We start from the raw sequence: 18,468 nt of genomic DNA on the forward strand, positions 1-18,468 counted from the left end.
TTGATAGTTCTTTAATTTTCATGTGAGTTTAAGAAGAACAGAGGCACTTATTAAACAATTGCACACTATTATGGAATAACGAATATAGAAACAAGAATGCTAATTAGCTTTATTTTTCTTCAACTAACAGTCTCTTATTATAACAAAAGCCCCTTTCAGTTGGCACTAACTGTCGTTTTTGAGACAGTAAGAAAACACCTTATAGTGCAGCCAGTTGACGGTATTTTACCGGCGACTGGCTGTTTAATTTCGTTTGAATACGGATATTGTTATAATAATCAATGTAGTCTTCGACGATTTGGATGACATATGCATTTGTTGTCCGGTGAATTTCGTCGAGATAGAACGTTTCAGACTTTAGTGAGGAGTGAAACGTCTCAATTCGGGAATTATCAGCGGGCGTGCCTTTGCGGGACATGCTCATGGTAATTCCTTTTTCTTTCACTGCGTGTTGATAGGCATACGACGTGTAAACCGAACCTTGATCACTATGCAAGATACAGCCCTCTGGCAAGTCTGGCAACTGCTTGAGTGTATCTAAGACAAATTGTGTATCTTGCGTTTGCCCAATCGTTTCGGCAATGACCTCGCTATTAAACAAATCAATAATACTTGAAAGATATAACATGGATTGACCAAAAGGCAAGTAAGTAATATCTGTGACCAGCTTCTCAAACGGTTTCTCCGATCTAAAATTACGTGCTAATAAATTCGGCGCAATATAAGCTAGCTGTCCAGTACGCTTACGTTTCTTCACTTTCACACGACATTGCCACCCGTATTTTCGCATCACATCTTGGACTGTTTTCTCACAAATTACTTGTTCACTTTGTAAGATGCTTGTCCTTCTTTGTTTCAATTCCACTTTCCTTTTTCCAACGGTAATAGGTTGAACGAGGTACACCCAGATGCTTACAAATTTCCGTGATTGGCATAATTCCGCTTAATTCCTCGACAAGCTGCACGACTATTTTGGGAACCACGTCATCTCCAACTCTGCGTACTTTTTTAAGACCTCAATCTGTTGTTTTAAATAACGATTTTCTACTTGTAATTTAGCTGTCTCTGTTTCGTACTCAGGACCTTTGCCGAAGGCATATTGTTTTCCAACTGGTTGTTCTAGGCGGTGTAATTGACCCTCACGATACAATTTCATCCATGTCTTTAATTGAGAGTGGTTCCGAATAGTTAACGTCGCTAATACCTCTTTCACGGGTATTCCGGCCAAACGCATCTCAATTGCCTTCATTTTCACTTCTACTGGATAGCTCACTCTTGTTCCCATAAAAAAACACCTCCACGTTGTCTAGTTAGGGTATCAATACCCGTTTTTCAACGAAAGGTGTTTTTATTTGTCTCATATTTCTAGGTCAGTGCCGTTTACGGTTGAACTAAAAGGAGCTTTTTATTATTTGTTATTATCATATAAATCTTTATACATAATACCAACAAGAGTAAAAACAAATACAGGGATTAAAAAAAACCTATTATTTGTCAGGCTATTCTCTGAAGTATTATCGAATAGTATACTTACTATTAAAGCAATTATAATAATCACGCTAAAAATAATAAATATCATTTTATTTACCAAAAAATACTCTTTTTTTATTTGAATCACTAAAAATACTATTGTAAAAACAATTAAAACAATACGAGTTATAAATAAAAATTCATATTGAAGAAAAAAAGTTGCAAATAAATATAAAAGAACTATTAAATTAAAAATTATAGGGAAATTAATTTTTTTCATAATAAACTCCTAAAAGTAGATTGATTGGCGTTGTTCAACAACCTGGTCCGATTGTTGAACACAAATTATAAAAAACTCTTCAAGTAACCTGCCCCGTTAGCCATACATGTAGCGCAAAATCAGCGCTACACTACAGAGAATGAAAATGTGTGCAGTACGAGTATAGATTAGGACGGCTGGCGAAGAAGGTCGATGAACTATGATGCCGTAGAGCCCTATCCGTTAGTCTGACTCCAACGACCACGGTGCATAACATAATGTTGCACCCTATAAGGGTAGCACTTATGGGAGATTAATCCTACTCTGGTTACTGCACCACCCTTGCTATATTTTTTTGAAGAATCGAGTTGATCCTTGATCTACCTTTCAATTCAATTTTATCTTTTGCAGGGCTCAGTCTTTTTTTAAAAATTTTTTCTGAGCTTTTTATTATGTGCTATTATCAATAATGGGAGTTTTTTATTTTCACGGGAGTTGAATAACAGTCCACTAATACTATTCAGATTTTTAAGCATATATCTTTCAAAAATCATATCCCATTAATAATTAGTACCCTTTTATAGACTGAACGGCTTAGCTATAACTAATGCTTTCTATTTTGAATACGTTTAATAATTCAACTAAATTAAACCTACTCGTTAGCTGAAGAAGGAGTCTTACATTTTACGGTTACTTTAACTTATATGAATGTCTGTTCCATACCGAAGCAATTCTAGCCTCCTTGCCAAAGATTGGGATGCAAAGTTATCCCACGATGTGCTATATAAAGCAATTCGTCCTTGTTTTTGCACCTCTGTTGCCCAAACATTTGTAACATCTATACCGTATCCTCGTCCACGGTAATCTTCATGTGTGAATATACTTGCTTCGTCTGCTTTTGTTGTACTCCTTGCACTACAACAAATGGAAACTGGAATATCGTCCTCAACTATTACAAAACAAGGTTGCTTATGCTCAAAATCCTCAAATGTATATGGAAAATAAGGCTTTAAAAGCTCTTTATTTTCATGAGTTACTTGTATTGCTTGTGTATGGGCCTTGCCCCTTACAACAGAAAACACATACGCTGGTCCAATCCATAAATTATTTAATTTACTGTCTATGCTTAAAACATTGATTACTTCTCCTAGAAAAGCATCAGGAACCTGTTCTAACTTCCCTACAAGGCTCGCATCCAGCTTATTTGAATACCTTACTCCACTCCCCAGGTTGGTGCCGCCAATGAAAATTCTTGGTGCAACATCGTATGGTGGTTCATTCACGACTGTTACTCGATTTTCAGTATCGTGTTTAAATAACATGTTTACATAATTTTCCATCAATTCTAAGTCAGATAACATAAACATTCCTCCATAATTTAAACCTATCAATCTAGGCGTTGTTTTTGTATTTTGATGTACTGACCTGTCCGTTAGTTGAATACAAAAAACTAACAATAGACCTTAATAAAGCCTATTGTTTCAATGCAAATACAAAATACCCTCTCGCTCTATACGTTAATAGCTTATTTAACTACGTCCAATGAAATGTACCCTCCTTGACATGTTTTTTACCGTTTCATACCTTCTGGATGATCAAAGGTAGGAAATCAGTTTTTCCGGAATTGATAATGTTATACTTGTTATATAAATTTGACTGATTTTCAATAAGATCAACCTTTCGCAAACGGGCCAGATTGATTGTTAGATAGAGATTTAAATATCAATATTTTTGGGGGGATAAGATTGTTAAAGGTTTCATTAGTGCCGCATAATAAAACCTATGCAAAATCAATGTCTGCACTATCATCAGCACCCCAGGTAAAAGATGCATTAGGACTTACCAATGACCAAACTTCACTTGGAGGTACTATTGATTTTATCAAGTTTATTCTGGTGCAAGAAAGACTAGGTAAGCAATATTCAAGAGTCATTCTTGATGAAACCGAAAATTTAATTGGCGTAATCACACTAAAAGACATTGATAGCATCACTAAAACTTGTCATATTGGTACTTGGATAGGGCATCAATATTGGGGAAAAGGTTATAACGCATTAGCTAAATCAGAAATTCTATATATTGCCTTTACAATATTGAATTTAGAACATGTATTTGCAGGAGCGAAGTTATCAAATGTCCGTTCTCAAAAGGCCCAAGAGAATCTTCCTTATATAAGAATTGGTGTACAATCAGAGTTTCTAGAGGAACATAGTAAGTTAGAATCGCAAGTGAATTCACCATGCATTTTGAATGTAATAGAGAGAGAAATGTTTTTGAAATGGCATCCAGACAACAAATAATTACTCTTCCACAATCGGGCCAGATAATTAAGTAAGGATTAAGATATTTATTGACTATACAATTTGTTAATTAATATGCACACAAAATAATAATTTGGGGGTAAATATGGACTTAGAATTATTAAAATTTCAAGAAGATGATTTTGATAGTTATTATAGTCTTGTTTCGAACGAGAGTGTAATGGCGCAAATAACAGAGCGGGCTATCCCTTATGACGAAGCCAAAGTAGATTTTCAAAAGTTGTTAAAACGCAATGAAAAATATGAAAAATACGGATCGTATAAAGTCTATGATTGTTTCGATGAGACCTTTGTTGGACTTGGGCATTTGACACTAAATGAAAAACAAATTAGTGAAGCAGAAATTGGATATATGTTGCTACCAGAATACTGGGGGAAAGGTTATGGGACAGAGACGGCCAAAAAAATAATTGAAATTGCAAAACAATTAGAAATTATGGTGTTAAAAGCTATTATTGATCCAGAGAATCTCCCTTCTAAAAAGATATTGAGTAACCTGGGTTTTGAATCCCAAGAGTTTTGTGTAATAGACGGTTTATCAGGGGAAGTCCTAAGTAAAAAAATATAAATCACTTTACCAATCCATTGTTCCATTAACGGGTGCGATTATGGAAGATCATAAGCCTAATTCCTCTTTCAAGATACGATAGGATGAAAATGTATGCAGAGCGGGTATAGATTAGGACGGCAGGCGAAGAAAATCGATGAACTATGGTGCCATAGAAGCCAATCCGTTAGTCAGACTCCAACGTCCACGGTGCATCACAGACTATCGCTCCCTTATGGGAAGCACTCATGGGAGATTAATATTTGTTGAAAATGCCAAGCATGACCTAATTCATGTGCAAGTCTTCTAGCACTCTCTATGCTATTATCATAATTTAATGAAATCCGCGATTCGCCTTCTGGAGTAAACGGAGCACAAAACCCACCCGAAGATTTTGTTTTACGTTGTTCTGCATCTACCCATCCCTTTGTAATTAATTCTTTTACAAATTCACACATACTGCTATCAATATTTACAAGAGACTTTGTTATTCCATCGCTCGCTTGTGAGAAAATAATCTGAAGAGAACCTTCTTGAGATGAAGTCATCAACTCATGCCAAGAAATATTCTTTTTCCCTACTTCTTCTGCTTTAATTCTTAAATAGCCAGAAAGGTCATGTATATTGGAATCTATTGTATCCCACATAGCATTAAGTGTTGGTTTGGATATGCCATTCAATTGTAATGATTCATCAAGGTAATCTACTTTTCTTATCGTGTTTTCATTAAGTCTTAGCCCAACCATTTGATTATAAATAGAAGCAAAAATATTTGCTTCTATTTCAAGGGTTTTGTTTAGTTCTCTGAATACATTGTGCCTTTTATATCGTTCCGTCTTAGACAAGGATATTCACTCCCCTTCGCTATTTTTGAGCAAAGAAAAAGAACGCCCAGTGGAACGTTCTGACTTGTTGCATATAATTAATTTACAAATAAAATACGCTAGTTTACTACTTAGTAATACCTTCAAATTCCTTCATTGTCTCATTAATTTTAGATTGAGTTGAAATAACCGCCCTTTGCGAATTCTCCGTTACTTCACTGACCTTCATTACTTCTTTTGTAATGTTGTCTACGTTGGCATTCACTTTTTTATCGCACCTTCGACATCACCAGCCAATTTTCGAACCTCTGTTGCCACCACATTAAAACCGAGTCCATGTTTCCCTGCTCGAGCCGCTTCAATAGCTGCATTCAATGCCAAAATATTAGTTTGCGAAGAAATGTTTCGTATTGATTTAGAAACTTCACTTATTAAATTGGTTTGTTCCTTCAAAGATTGAAATGCTTTTATGTTCTTCGTAGAGTTATCAGTAACCATTTCCCCTAAGTCCTCAGACAACTTTTTTAATTGAGAAACTATTTCTATCGTTTTATTTTCGCGTTCTGTAATATTTGTTGCGATTTTAAGTACAGCATTTACTTCACCTTTATCGTTTAGAACGGGAATATAAGTAGCTTCTAGGCAAAGTAAATCCTTTGCTTTACTAACCCTATGAATCTTCTCTTGAAACTTTTTACCTTTCCTTAGATTATCCCATAGCTCAGCATATTCCTTACTATTCCGGAATTCTAAGGTGCAAAATTGTTCATGTGACATATTCTTCATTACGTCGACACTATACCCCAAAGTCTGTGCAAAGTTCTGATTTGCCCAAATAACCTTCCCATCCAAATTGAATTCTATCATAGCTAAATTAGATTCTAGTGAAGCTAAAACCGCTCTTTCATTCAATACTTGGGTACTAATATTGATATTTGTAGCAATGTTCATGTTCATGTGCCTACTTCCTTTATAATAGATTTCCTATTCTTAAAAACATAATAGAAAAGAGTGGAATTACAGATTTTATTTCCCATAATAATTCCTCTACACTATACTACTACAAAGGAGGACGAAAGACCTTTTTATCACCATCAAGTATTACGGTACCAAATTACCTAACTCATCACCTCCACCATCATCGACTCAACACAGCATCGGTTTACAAATGTAAAAAACGCCCGAATGGACGTTTTCACATTAATAATTATTCAATTTCCCTACTTTGCAGTTTGTTCCTGCTGCGCGTTACGCATTTACACTTTCGGCTTTGCGACCCTGTCTTGCATGTAATCTTTTCATCGCAAATCTTGCTATTGGCTGTGCAACCAACAGTTCAATCCAAAATGCTATACCAAAGTTTCTTGGCCAAATGTGAAAGAAATTTTTAAATGGTTCTAGGCTTATTTGTTTCGTACCAACCCAAGTTCCGATAATCGATAGAATAATAGATAATACCGTAACATTCAATAAAGTATTCAATAGAATTCTGGCATTAAACCCATCTGATTGTCCCACGAATTTTGGTATCAGCTTACCAACAATCGGTCCCGCAATCAATCGTACTGATAAAATTACGATTATCCACATAAACGGAATAATCTTTAATGTATCTAGATATACCTCTTTACTGAAGCCACGTTCCAACCCTGTAATAATAGGGGCGATTGTGTTTACTGAAATAATTGAAATGATTAATAAAAATAATATACCTTCTCTTCCGTTTCTAGGTAGTCTTGTTTCTCCATGCATGTTTGTCATCTCCGCGAATAATATTTCAGATGGCAGACGTATCATGAGACATATATTTTTGGTTAATGAGAAAGCCAATATCTCTACACACTGATTTACTAATCATAGCATTTTCTTCAAATGAATGTCACCTCTCCGTCAGCCATTCCACACTCCTTATTTTTGGATAACCAGACTAATCGCATTGCTATCCTAGCCTTATACCTTCTCTATCTTTCGGCTTTCGTTTCGCGTATGCAGCATGCCGTCAACGGTAGATTTGTTTTCTTTTCCCTTAATTAATAGAAAACCACCAAACGCATTGTTTGCCAGTTTTCTTTTGGGAAAGTAAAAGAACGCCCGGTTGGACGTTCTCCATTTGTACTTATTCTTAGCGCTGAACCTTAACGTATAAACGCCAAATCTCTCTCAGCCAAAGCATCTTTCAGCCAGCAAGGATGCATTTCCAACAAATCTGATGGCAAATCTTGTTGTTCGAAATATTGAATATCGAGTGATTCCGAAGAATTGCATCGAAGTTCTCCGCTTATAATTTCAGCTAAAAAACAGGTTGTTATAAAATGAACTATTTTTCCTTTAGGGTATGAAAACACCTGTGAATCTGGATCAGAGTAAACACCGATTAGCTTAGTAATTCGTATATCTAAATTCGTTTCTTCCTTCATTTCCCTAATAGCTGCTTCGGATACTGTCTCCCCGATCTCTACATGTCCTGATGGGATCCCCCATAGCCCCACATCAGCTCTCTTCTGCAATAATACTCGATTATCTTCATCTAAAATAATAATAGCGACTCCTGCTTTAAGTTCGTTAATTTCCTTCATTTCAATTATCCCCTTAAGTAATAAAATAAGGCTGATTGAGAAAGTTTCAATGCATCATATGCTGAAATTTTCCCCCTCGAACCTTTTATGTCAATAGGCACCTTATGCAACCTGTAAAAGATACGATCCTTGGTTTCAGACGTTTATAAGCAAAACCCTAGTTATAGTTCTCCAATATATTGATTTGATGGACTATAAATCATGATACCTATAGTACTATTTAAATTCAAGAGATACTCCAAGAATTCATTCAACGACAATCAAAATCTCGCGAACACACGTAATTGCATCGTTAGCCATGAACCCCAGCTCCTCGATTCGCTGCTTGTCGCTGAATCTGGGCGCTAATAATAATGCGGGGTTTGAATCGGATGGTTACTAAGCTGTTGGGTTGGGTTGTAACTTCGGAAATTGTTTAGTTGGCCATTGTTGCATCGAGATTACAGGTCAGGTTCAATCGGTGTATGCAGCAAGCAAGCCCACGAAAACACTTGACTGAACGTAAGAAAAGCACCCAGCAAGATGCTAAATAAACTCATAACTTTTACCTGTTGGATACATGAAAACGTTGTACCATAGCAAGATTATATCCTTTTATATAGGAATTCCCCATTATATCTTGATGAATGTGTTTATCTTGTATCATTTGAGTAACTTTTATCGACGCATCTTCTAGACTACTCGCAGATAAGTTCATAATGAAAGTTTCATTATCATTAAAATGAAGTGTTATCTGAAATTCAAGCATTTTCTCACCTCCCGCAACCGATGTTATCAGAAATATAGGTAAACTAAAAGTTAACACTCGTATGTAATTGGACTGTTGCATAGTTCTACATACAAATTATCGCACTCCCGACTTGCCTTTAAGTTTATCTTCTTTATTCTCTAAGAACAATATCTCGACGTATTTGGCATTTCTGACATTTGCATCACGATGGAGCCTTTCAGGTGTCGGATGGGACGTGCTTATCCAAGAGTACTTCTTCACCTCAAGAATCCAACGAAGAACTTCTATCCCTCTCACATTTCCAACTACGTGGATACGCTCTTGAATTATCCTTAACTTCGTTCCTATCTAATGACTTGTTGGAGATGCTTACTCCTTCGAAAAACATCTCTAATCCTTTCAGTTTGATTGATTCCCATCGACTTTTCCTACTTTGGTGCCCCATTAGCTGTTTTCGGGCAAAATAAGTGCAAAGACTAAAATCCAATAATAAAACTAAAACAACCGTTAAGTTGAATCAGTGTCCTCATTTTTTCCGATAGACGATTATTTTGATTGTGAATAAAATTTTCATTTTGCTTGATACTACTGTTAGTAAAAATATATAAATGAGGTGCTAAATGTGTATTACTACAAAGAAGAATTGATCAATCCCGTCACTCCTCCCGATAAACCCGACCCTGAAGCTGCAAAAGTAATGCAAGAAATTCTAGGTGGGCATTTTGGAGAAATGCGTACCATGATGCAGTACTTTTTCCAAAGCTCCAATTTCAGAGGTAAGGAAACACAATATCGCGACTTACTTCGTGGTGTGTTTTTGGAAGAAATCGCTCATGTTGAACTTGTCCAGAATACAATCAATCAATTGTTAAATGATTCAGGTGAATCTGCTGTACCAGGTAATGCTGGCGTCGATCAAGCACCTCTCGATGATGCCGTTAGACACGCAAATCCTCATCACTACATTATTGGTGCTCAAGCCTCTCTCCCTGTAGATGCTACTGGGAATCCTTGGAACGGTTCTTGGGTTTATAGCCATGGCAATTTGATTAGTGATATGCTCGATAACCTGGTGTTAGAATCAACCGGTGTCTTGCAAAAAACTCGAATTTACGAAATGAGTTCTAACAAAACATTTCGCGAGACATTAGCTTTCCTAATCGTGAGAGATAACGCACATCAGAATGCGTTTGCAAAAGCATTGGAAACGCTCGGCGTTGATTGGGGCAAGCTGTTCCCTGTCCCGAATTACGATATAAATAAATATCCTGAATGCAGAAAATATGTGGAGTTAGGGTATCATAATGCCCAGTTCAATTTCAGATTAGACCCAACTAGAATCGGGGAAATTTTCCAAGGACAGTCCCCTAGCAGAAATAATGGCGAACTTAAAGTTACTCCTCCACCTGCTGGATTCCCGGTTCCTTTACTGCCTGACATGCCAAATGAACATAGTCCAGGTATTCAAGACATGAATAACTAAATTCTTTCAGTCCCTATATAAGGGACTGTTTTTTTATCTCTTCGTGTAACTAACCTCATTAAATAGAACCTCACAGAACTCAGATTTATAGGATTGTTTCCAAACTGTCACCGATCCATAACTGACTAACCTATAATTAAGCAGATTTCGTAGTAAACTTACATTAGATAAAGTCAGAATGGAGACTATCAAATGACAGTTACAACATGGATTTGGATATGGATTTGTATTATTATCTTTGTTTTAGAACTCATTTTCATCTATTTCGTCGTCCATAAAAGTTATCGATATAAACATACGATTGATCCGATTGATGATCATATAGAAGAAATGAATAGAGAGTGAATCGATATAGATTAATGAATTATTTCTATGAAAATTAATTTATACATATAGAGCGGACCGGCATATGACAGTAAAAGTCCTTTCTATCATTTTGACAGCGCATCAAAAATAGTAAGTTGCTGCACCACGGTTAACACTCCCTCACAGAATGTTTGGTGCTGACGAATATACGGATCGTCCTATCGCTAGCACTCCACATCCAATCCCTGGTGCGTCGTTCAATATCTTTCAGCACCTCTAACAGTAACCGGGTTAAAAGTTTGATTATTTCTTCGTATGAGGTCATTCAGTTATCTACTTCGCTTTTTGGTCAGACTATGCGTTCCCACTTATTGCACTAGCTTGTAAATTTGAAATAAACTCCTAAAAAAAACACTTTTAGTTACAGTAACCATGGTACAATCATTCTAAAGGAGGGATATCCTTGAGATACATTCTAAGTGTTATTATTTCGATTCTTGTAATAGTTTTACTGCTTAAGCTAATAGGCGTACTGTAAACAGTCACATTATCTTTAAACTAAAAGTCAGTGGTTTTTTTCCAGGTTCTGCTTCTATATCGCTTAGGTGCCTGGGGGAAGAAATTGATTTCGTTATGATAATATCTAGTCCTCTTCTTAATTTACTGCATATAATGGGTCTCCCATTTCCTCGTACTGTGCGTTAAAGTAACGAACTGTCAGCCTGCAAAAAGCCATTTGTGGTGCTTTCAAATTCCTGTAATAAATCCCTATCTGTGTGATCCTGCGTATTAGGCGCATTCATGAATTTCATAAATGCATATTCTTTAGTCCGTAGATTCGGTTCGGCCTCGTTTAGAATTTCATCCACACTTTCCGCTACAATGACTTCGATATACATTTCTGTTGCCTTTTTATAAGGAGTTGTCTTCAAGTCGTTTTCCTCCACGTTCACCGCTACCAAGCCTTAATGCTCGTTTTTATTACATTCGCAATAAAATAGTTTAATAAGTTTCCATCACATCTGCTACATATTTTGGTCGAACTGCGTACTACATTTTGATGGCTTTCACTGCATTTTCACTTTGCAAAAAAGCAAGAATCGTCAAGGAACATTGAATGTAATAAGCTAATAAAAAGCATAAAGAATATTAAGGTATAGCCAGTCATACATTTAATCAATGTTGTTGTTTGTAATAGATATCAAAGTATTACAGAGGGAGAATAGCTATGAGCGTTGAGTTTGTTTTAATGGCACCAACAGCTCTTCAAGTGTTTAAGGCAGGAGAGTCCAATCCAAAAAAAGTAAAGCGGATTGTTTATGGGCAAGCTACATCTGACGCAAATGGTATAGCCACACTTTATTTCACAGAAAACGGATTATCTAATGGTATTCCATTATTAACAACTATTGACTATGCTGTATCAAGCGTATATTCTACAAATCCTTCGATAAATGCAAGACCGAGAGTACAAATGCGAGAAAAGAATGTTGCTGCAAAATTCGTCTCTGCTAATGTCACAAATAATAGTAGTATAGTAGTACTAGGAATTAATGTATTAGGTTCAGAAAATCCAGTGAGTGGAATTCTTGTAGATTTTATGATTTTAGGTAGCTTTGATAGGTAAGAGAAAGCGACAATAATTTTGAAAAACGTGGATTAACAATGGTTGTTCGAAATTTCCGGGCATAAATCTCAAGATGACTGTGATAAAGACTGCTGATTATTTTTAATCAGTGGTCTTTTCTTTTCGGACAGCACATGTTAATAACCCACCTATTTGCCTACTACTCCTTTGTATTAGACTCTTTCATAAGATTGTTCTATCAAAGTATGTTAGTTTGTATATAGGCAAACTTATCGAAAGGTAAGGACGCAAAGCCAAGGGCCTAATACAACTATTTGTAATGGTAGCCGGTTACCAAGTGTATTGCTTTCTATCACTTGTTAAAAAGGATGAGGATCATTTTCAATAAATCAGTAATGCTCGTAGATGATTCAAAATTCATGAGAAATCTATTAAGAAATATTATCGTAAGTAACGGTTATTATGTCGTAGCTGAAGCTGGGAGTGGAGAAGATGCTGTGCCTCTTTATAAATCACACTTCCCGCATATCGTTTTATTGGATATCACTTTACCAAATATGAACGGTATCGCTACGCTAAAAGAAATTAAGAAAATAAACCCCAATGCTCGTGTTGTTATGTGCTCAGCCTTAGGGACTCAAGATTTAATAATTGAGGCTTTAGAAAATGGAGCCGCAGATTTTATCGTGAAGCCTTTTTTTGATGGACTTATTACCCAATTAAATAAAATCTATTGAAAAACATAGTACACTAACATAAAAGACCAAGAAATTACGGTCTTTTTTTCATCTTAAATGTACAATTCGTGTTTACTCCATCACTTCCCCCGCCCATGCATCCAACCAATTTAATAAAATCCTAACGCGATTAACAAAGTCAAAATAATGAATGTCCATCCTTCAAACGAGGTCATTACTGTCGCCATAACTTCCAAGCCTCTTGCCTTTTCTCATACAACTCCCGCTGCAACAATGGCTCGTACACCACAACCTTGTAACGGGATGGCCACTCATTTAAAAACCTCGAAGTCAAATTAGCGAAAGCCTACAGTGACACATTCACTTTTCAAATTGGTGGAATATTTGGAGATTGTTTTCATTTAAACCCCTCATAAGCCTTGAGGCATAAGCATTGTTGCTACTATGAATTATTTCGTGCTAGACTAATCAGCCGTTTCGTACGTACGTTCTGCAGGTGTGATAATATGATAGTTTCAGCATCCAGGTACTAATCGACTATGCCACGCCGTTAAAGTAAAGTCGTAGGAAATCTTTTGAATTCGTGTGGTTGGGGGACATTCAGGGGGACACATTAAATGCGGACAGGCGCACGACTTATAACATAATAACAGCCACCTTCTCAATCGAGTTGGTGGCTGTTTTTTTACTCACTTTTCATTTCCCAGCTTTTCAAACAAGTGGTTGACTTTATCACACATTTCTTCAGTTTCACCAGGATCAATCTCTTGTCTATTTCTTTTTTAGTAATCAACAAGGTGTTTGCCCTTCATTTCCTCTTTTGCAAGAATAGGATACTACAGATGGAGGTGAAAGAATGAATTTTAATAACCACTTCTCTAATCGTAAATGTAGTAAATGTCACATCAGTCCATGTTCTTGCAAAAATATATGTAGAGTACCAAGAGTGTTCATGGGGCCAATCAGGGCTATCGGGCAGGCTGGCTCCACTAGTACTATCGGAGCCACATGCGGGTTATGCGAATACGGGTATATTTACAATCTAACTCCTCAAACGGTACCTATAGAAGCTGATGTTTTGTTTGATTCAAATGGATTAATGACACCTGGAATTGTGCATACCCTTGGAACCTCTCAAATTATGATTAACGTTCCGGGAGACTACGAGGTTACTTTCTCTGTATCAGGTACGGAACCTAACCAATTTGCACTGTTTTTAAATGGATCGCTGGTTCCCGGAACAGTCTATGGTTCAGGTGCTGGCACTCAGCAAAACAACGGGCAGGCTATTATTGCCATAGTAGCCAACGATGTTCTTACCCTTCGAAATCATTCTTCTGCTGCAGCAGTTGGTCTTGCGTCTGTGATAGGTGGTACACAAGCTAATGTAAATGCTTCTATTGTCATTAAGATGTTGAATCCCAATGCTTAGGTAGAAATTATTCGGTATAAAACATCTTGGTTTCACTGGATTTTAATACAGGCTTCAACAATCACCTGATGCAAAACTTCTAAAAATAGAGGTGAAAAGTCGGAAGTAATTACTATCCATAGAAGAAACTCAAAAACAAATCGACCTTTCCCTATTCGGATTGGTCGTTTTAATTTACCGGTTCAATTAAACAAGTCGATGCCTCCTTAAACAAACAAACGATTCTAATTTGCGCACCGACAAACTTCAACATGTTCGCTGCATTACAAATGAATGCAATATTCAATAAATTCCTATCCGGTATTATCCCAGATACCAGATTGAAAAGGCGACCTTCTTTCGTCGAGAGGTCGCCTTTACCCTGTTTATTATTCAACACATTCCACTCCGATTATGTCCTCCACCGGCATACGGTCCCTACCGAATGGACTATCGACCGTAATCCACATCGCCTCAACATTTATTTCTTTTATGACAACCATGTAAAAAATGACTTTCCCTTTATCCCACAACTTTACGTGTACTTTGCATTCCCTTTTTTGCGCAACTTCTATTTCCATGCCAGTCGTGGACGGAAAATTTAAAGTTTCCAGTATTTCCGCTTGTATATCCTTGACTGTTTGTTCTGGATCACCCCACAACTTTTCAGTTCCAGTTAGATCAATAAATCATTCATCGTTTCTGTTGTCAAGTAATTGTTTACTATTTGTCTTCTAAATCTTGGATTTTGTGTCACTTAGAAGTAAATTTCGGTCAACAGCGTCATGTAAACCTGCATTTTTCTGTAATTTAAAAGAATCCATATTGAAAAATTTAATCAAAATAGATTCTTTTTATTAAAGCCTGAGTTTACATAAAAATTATTTAATTAGAAACTTAAACATCTATTAAATATACTAAAAAAGATTTAGGGCATCTTGGGATAAGTCTGTTCAAAATCCCTTTTTTACAAGCCGCTAAATGGAAACTGAAATTTTTGAAAGAAGAAAAACAGTAAAGACTTTAAAGGGGTTCGAAAACAATGGATTTGGATTAACCGGTTGTTTGATTGGTCAAGTATGAATAATTCAGGATGAAGATAGTTTTTCAATCCTACCCATTCAGCGTGTTGTATCCAAACGATTTCACATTGAATTTGCTCCCGACTTCCCCATAATAAGTGAACCAGAAACTTCCCCATTTAAATTCACCATTAAACATTGTTGCTATTAGCAAAATATTCACGAGTATCTTTGCGCGATTGTGGGGTTAATACGCGATCAAGCTCTTCATTCAACCAAGTAAGTGACTTGTTACGAAGAATATTGCGCATACTATCTTCTGCTTCGAGCATAACTAAGTTAATCACACAGGGAGAAGCTAGAGCGCATGCTGCATAGTCTTCATCCCGGCATAGGTAGCTATTATTTTTAATATTTTTACATTGAAAAATGGGGGAAGCACCTTCAACAGCTTCAATTACATCCCAAAAAGAAATTTCCGCAGGAGACTTGGCCAGTTTATAGCCTCCTTTTACACCTGGAACAGAACTTACGATACCCGCTTTTGTTAATTTACTAAAAATCTTCGAAAGATAGGTCTCTGAAACGCCTTGAAAAGCGGAAAGTTCTTTAATCCCAATTGTGTCATTAGGAGGAATATCAATTAAATATACCAAGCAATGCAATCCATATTCAACACCAATACTATACTGCATGCAAACACCTGCTTTCTACATATAAAGATTGCTACTAACCATCTTAGGTGGATTTAAAACCCTTGTCAAATATGGAAATTTTCAGCTATTTTTTTTGTTGACAGCCATAAACTAAAGAGTTATATTGTGGTCATAACCTATCGTCGATTGATGTTATCGACGATAGGTTGTAGAGGCAAGGACAAATTTAGATTCACGGAGGAGATTACTATGAAGGTTAGATTAAATCATATCAGTGCAAGCCCAGGTGCTTTGCAGGCAATGATGAAACTGGAAGGGTTTATTAAGACAAGTGGATTGGATGCTAAGCTATATGAATTCATTAAGATCAGAGCATCACAAATTAACGGGTGTGCTTATTGTATGGACATGCATACACGGGATTCAAGGAAAATGGGCGAGACGGAGCAGCGGATTTATTTACTTAACGCGTGGCGTGAAGTACCCTTTTATTCCGACAAAGAAAGAGTGGTGCTTGAGCTTACGGAAGCTGTAACCCGTATTTCAGAGCAAGGTGTGTCGCAGGATTTGTATGAAAGAGTTCGGGCACATGTGGATGAGGCAGAATATGTGGCAATCATTATGGCGATTAATACCATTAATGCATGGAATCGAATCGCCATCTCCACGGGGATGTTCCCTGAAAAGGAGTAAAGAGAAGCTTACTGAGAATAGTGAAATTTAATAAGAATAACTTTAGGATAGCTCTTACAATTGTATGTCCATTGAAGACCGAGGCCGGTCTTCATGGCTTACCTTAATGAGCATCGCTAATCAATTAAATTCAGGTCCTAGTTAACCTCGAGGAGAAATCAATCATGTCAACCGTCTTATACGTAACCGCACACCCACTAGATAAGAGTGAATCCAATAGTTTGTCTGTAGGCCACGAGTTTATCCAAGCTTACCATGGAGCAAACCCAAACGATGAAGTTATTCATCTAGATCTATATAAAATAGATATCCCGCAACTAGACACCGAAGTGTTAAGTGGTTGGGGCCTATTGAGAAGCGGCAGTTCTTTTGATCAATTGAGCGCGGGTTCTCAGGCTAAAATAGTTCGTTTGGGTGAACTGGTTGATCAATTTCTCGCTGCAGATAAAATCGTAGTCGTCAATCCAGTTTGGAATTTCTTATTCCCACCTGTATTGAAAACTTATATTGACGCCATATGTGTACCAGGAAAAACAGTTAAATATACGCCAGAAGGCTTTATTGGCTTAGCATCTGACAAAAAACTGCTTCATATTCAAGCTTCCGGCAGCGTGCTCTCCGAGGGACCAATGGCAGGGTTCGAATTCAGCCACCGATACTTGACAGCTGTATCTAAATTCATAGGTATACCTTCAATTGATGTTATTTATATCGAGGGCATGAGCGCTGCACCAGATCAAGCACTTACGATTAAAGAAAAAGCTATTCAACAAGCGATCGAACTAGCCAAAAGCTTCTAAAGTTCGTGAACTAAATAACTGAATCGGGTGTGACAATGAATCAAATATTTCCAGTATCATCTCAGCACCATGCTGTATTTGGTTGGTTAAACAGTAACTTGAGTTTCTCATTTGCAGATTACCATGATCCTAAAACTACGAGTTTTGGACTCATGCGGGATTTGAATGGTGACTTTATATTAAGTCTTCGTGGTTTAGCGATACACCTCTATCAAAACAGGAAAGTCGTATCTATCGTTCTGAGGGGTCAGTTAGAACTCAAAAAAGCATCGTGAATACATTTTATTTGTTTTAGCTGGGGCATGCAACTTCGGTTTATTATCTAATTTTGTAAAGAAGACTTATGAGTCTGGTTTCCATGTCGGTGATGTCGTCGGTAGCCATGTACATCATATCTAGGTGTTCACGATATTCCACTGACCTAACTAATTGATTATGCACACTCGTTTCCCATTTTTCATTAGCATACAGAACGATCGTTCCTATCACAACTGAATATCAGAAATTAATAAATTATACCAAATGATATTTGGATAAATAAAAAAGCGGCATTCCACAATCTAATCTGTGGAGGAGCCGCTTTTGCTATGGTCTTATTTAACAAAAGTCTACTTATTGATTAAGTCTGTACCATATGAGTTGTCGATTGCACAAAGCCATTCGCCTTGTGAATTTTTCTTAAACACATAGGTTGACCTTCTATCCATAGAATATTTCGTTTCATTTTTATCAGCCTCAAGTAGCGTTTGAGAAATAACTAATGCAGTATCTCCAGCTTCTAAAATAATCATTTCTCCCTGTACTGGGACAAGACTGTTATTGAAATATTTCGCAATTTTAATGAACGCTTGCTTAATTTCCTCTTTTCCTCGTGCAATCATATCTGGTTTTACTACCAGAATCGCATCATCAGTATAGTAATTCTTCAGAGTGTCAAAATCTTCCTGTTTTATTGCTTTATCACACTTCTTGATAAACTCCTTTAATTCGTGTTCCAAAATACACCACTCCTTATCTTTATAATTTTAAATTTCCCAATTAATTTCCAATATCCTGTTAGTTGAAGAAGAATAGAGCATTGTAC

21 protein-coding genes, 2 pseudogenes and 1 riboswitch are annotated in these 18,468 nt (G+C 36.7%); of the genes and pseudogenes, 9 read left to right on the plus strand and 14 right to left on the minus strand.

The window, feature by feature from the left end:
• Window positions 1-199 precede the first annotated feature (199 nt).
• From ACP8HG_RS06640 to ACP8HG_RS06650, 3 genes and pseudogenes are all read right to left on the minus strand, one after another.
• Window positions 200-1,285: pseudogene (locus ACP8HG_RS06640) on the minus strand (IS3 family transposase).
• 123 nt (window positions 1,286-1,408) lie between these two features.
• The gene (locus tag ACP8HG_RS06645) at window positions 1,409-1,750 is read right to left on the minus strand and encodes a hypothetical protein (protein ID WP_438298395.1); all 342 of its coding nucleotides are present in this window, start codon (window positions 1,748-1,750) and stop codon (window positions 1,409-1,411) included.
• 674 nt (window positions 1,751-2,424) lie between these two features.
• Window positions 2,425-3,090, minus strand: a complete 666-nt coding sequence (locus ACP8HG_RS06650; RefSeq protein ID WP_438298396.1) for a GNAT family N-acetyltransferase — start codon at window positions 3,088-3,090, stop codon at window positions 2,425-2,427.
• Between the two features lie 384 nt (window positions 3,091-3,474).
• Between ACP8HG_RS06650 and ACP8HG_RS06655 the strand changes: the two genes are divergently transcribed.
• Entirely contained in the window at window positions 3,475-4,029 is a 555-nt protein-coding gene (locus ACP8HG_RS06655) for a GNAT family N-acetyltransferase (RefSeq protein WP_438298397.1), read from the plus strand.
• 106 nt (window positions 4,030-4,135) lie between these two features.
• Window positions 4,136-4,618 (plus strand): GNAT family N-acetyltransferase, encoded by a 483-nt coding sequence (locus ACP8HG_RS06660; protein WP_438298398.1) that lies wholly within the window; start codon window positions 4,136-4,138, stop codon window positions 4,616-4,618.
• 212 nt (window positions 4,619-4,830) lie between these two features.
• Here the strand turns inward: ACP8HG_RS06660 and ACP8HG_RS06665 are convergent, their stop codons facing one another.
• The 5 genes and pseudogenes from ACP8HG_RS06665 to ACP8HG_RS06685 form a co-directional block, all read right to left on the minus strand.
• Window positions 4,831-5,442, minus strand: coding sequence for a hypothetical protein (locus ACP8HG_RS06665; RefSeq protein WP_438298399.1), 612 nt, complete (start codon window positions 5,440-5,442; stop codon window positions 4,831-4,833).
• A gap of 106 nt (window positions 5,443-5,548) precedes the next feature.
• Window positions 5,549-6,372: pseudogene (locus ACP8HG_RS06670) on the minus strand (methyl-accepting chemotaxis protein).
• A gap of 297 nt (window positions 6,373-6,669) precedes the next feature.
• Window positions 6,670-7,173: a hypothetical protein gene (locus ACP8HG_RS06675; RefSeq protein ID WP_342538269.1), complete on the minus strand. Its 504-nt coding sequence runs from the start codon at window positions 7,171-7,173 to the stop codon at window positions 6,670-6,672.
• Between the two features lie 383 nt (window positions 7,174-7,556).
• A complete protein-coding gene (locus tag ACP8HG_RS06680) occupies window positions 7,557-7,997 on the minus strand; it encodes an NUDIX domain-containing protein (RefSeq protein WP_438298400.1) in 441 nt (146 codons plus the stop codon).
• Window positions 7,998-8,541: 544 nt separating this feature from the next.
• Window positions 8,542-8,745: a hypothetical protein gene (locus ACP8HG_RS06685; RefSeq protein ID WP_399632476.1), complete on the minus strand. Its 204-nt coding sequence runs from the start codon at window positions 8,743-8,745 to the stop codon at window positions 8,542-8,544.
• Window positions 8,746-9,349: 604 nt separating this feature from the next.
• Between ACP8HG_RS06685 and ACP8HG_RS06690 the strand changes: the two genes are divergently transcribed.
• Together ACP8HG_RS06690 and ytzI are read left to right on the plus strand one after the other, a co-directional pair.
• Window positions 9,350-10,210 carry a manganese catalase family protein gene (locus ACP8HG_RS06690; RefSeq protein WP_338656575.1) on the plus strand — a complete coding sequence of 287 codons (861 nt, stop codon included), beginning with the start codon at window positions 9,350-9,352 and terminating at the stop codon, window positions 10,208-10,210.
• A 192-nt stretch (window positions 10,211-10,402) separates the two neighbouring features.
• Window positions 10,403-10,555: a YtzI protein gene (gene ytzI / locus ACP8HG_RS06695; RefSeq protein WP_338656573.1), complete on the plus strand. Its 153-nt coding sequence runs from the start codon at window positions 10,403-10,405 to the stop codon at window positions 10,553-10,555.
• 130 nt (window positions 10,556-10,685) lie between these two features.
• On the opposite strand, the gene ACP8HG_RS06700 is transcribed toward ytzI, so the two are convergent.
• Window positions 10,686-10,841 carry a DUF6877 family protein gene (locus ACP8HG_RS06700; RefSeq protein ID WP_354313136.1) on the minus strand — a complete coding sequence of 52 codons (156 nt, stop codon included), beginning with the start codon at window positions 10,839-10,841 and terminating at the stop codon, window positions 10,686-10,688.
• Between the two features lie 376 nt (window positions 10,842-11,217).
• Window positions 11,218-11,448, minus strand: a complete 231-nt coding sequence (locus ACP8HG_RS06705) for a hypothetical protein (RefSeq protein ID WP_342538271.1) — start codon at window positions 11,446-11,448, stop codon at window positions 11,218-11,220.
• Between the two features lie 296 nt (window positions 11,449-11,744).
• Here ACP8HG_RS06705 and ACP8HG_RS06710 point away from each other — a divergent pair, with 296 nt between their 5' ends.
• The 3 genes from ACP8HG_RS06710 (at window position 11,745) to ACP8HG_RS06720 (ending at window position 14,234) form a co-directional block, all read left to right on the plus strand.
• The gene (locus ACP8HG_RS06710) at window positions 11,745-12,143 is read left to right on the plus strand and encodes a hypothetical protein (protein WP_340742155.1); all 399 of its coding nucleotides are present in this window, start codon (window positions 11,745-11,747) and stop codon (window positions 12,141-12,143) included.
• 213 nt (window positions 12,144-12,356) lie between these two features.
• Window positions 12,357-12,442: riboswitch (cyclic di-GMP riboswitch) on the plus strand.
• Between the two features lie 57 nt (window positions 12,443-12,499).
• Window positions 12,500-12,841: a response regulator gene (locus ACP8HG_RS06715; protein WP_438298401.1), complete on the plus strand. Its 342-nt coding sequence runs from the start codon at window positions 12,500-12,502 to the stop codon at window positions 12,839-12,841.
• 913 nt (window positions 12,842-13,754) lie between these two features.
• Window positions 13,755-14,234 carry a BclA C-terminal domain-containing protein gene (locus tag ACP8HG_RS06720; RefSeq protein ID WP_338656566.1) on the plus strand — a complete coding sequence of 160 codons (480 nt, stop codon included), beginning with the start codon at window positions 13,755-13,757 and terminating at the stop codon, window positions 14,232-14,234.
• 169 nt (window positions 14,235-14,403) lie between these two features.
• On the opposite strand, the gene ACP8HG_RS06725 is transcribed toward ACP8HG_RS06720, so the two are convergent.
• The 3 genes from ACP8HG_RS06725 to ACP8HG_RS06735 form a co-directional block, all read right to left on the minus strand.
• Window positions 14,404-14,610 (minus strand): hypothetical protein, encoded by a 207-nt coding sequence (locus tag ACP8HG_RS06725; protein ID WP_342538273.1) that lies wholly within the window; start codon window positions 14,608-14,610, stop codon window positions 14,404-14,406.
• Window positions 14,603-14,794, minus strand: a complete 192-nt coding sequence (locus tag ACP8HG_RS06730; RefSeq protein ID WP_338656562.1) for a hypothetical protein — start codon at window positions 14,792-14,794, stop codon at window positions 14,603-14,605. Before ACP8HG_RS06730 ends, ACP8HG_RS06725 begins: the two co-directional genes overlap by 8 nt.
• 632 nt (window positions 14,795-15,426) lie before the next feature.
• Window positions 15,427-15,930 carry an RrF2 family transcriptional regulator gene (locus ACP8HG_RS06735; RefSeq protein ID WP_067209635.1) on the minus strand — a complete coding sequence of 168 codons (504 nt, stop codon included), beginning with the start codon at window positions 15,928-15,930 and terminating at the stop codon, window positions 15,427-15,429.
• Window positions 15,931-16,140: 210 nt separating this feature from the next.
• Here ACP8HG_RS06735 and ACP8HG_RS06740 point away from each other — a divergent pair, with 210 nt between their 5' ends.
• Entirely contained in the window at window positions 16,141-16,584 is a 444-nt protein-coding gene (locus tag ACP8HG_RS06740; RefSeq protein WP_067209638.1) for a carboxymuconolactone decarboxylase family protein, read from the plus strand.
• A 164-nt stretch (window positions 16,585-16,748) separates the two neighbouring features.
• Entirely contained in the window at window positions 16,749-17,384 is a 636-nt protein-coding gene (locus tag ACP8HG_RS06745; RefSeq protein ID WP_438298402.1) for an FMN-dependent NADH-azoreductase, read from the plus strand.
• 608 nt (window positions 17,385-17,992) lie between these two features.
• On the opposite strand, the gene ACP8HG_RS06750 is transcribed toward ACP8HG_RS06745, so the two are convergent.
• Complete coding sequence (locus ACP8HG_RS06750) at window positions 17,993-18,382, minus strand: YybH family protein (protein ID WP_067209643.1); 390 nt, start codon at window positions 18,380-18,382, stop codon at window positions 17,993-17,995.
• Between the last annotated feature and the right edge of the window lie 86 nt (window positions 18,383-18,468).

This window comes from Sporosarcina sp. FA15 (assembly GCF_051550195.1).
GTDB classification, from domain to species: Bacteria; Bacillota; Bacilli; order Bacillales_A; family Planococcaceae; genus Sporosarcina; species Sporosarcina psychrophila.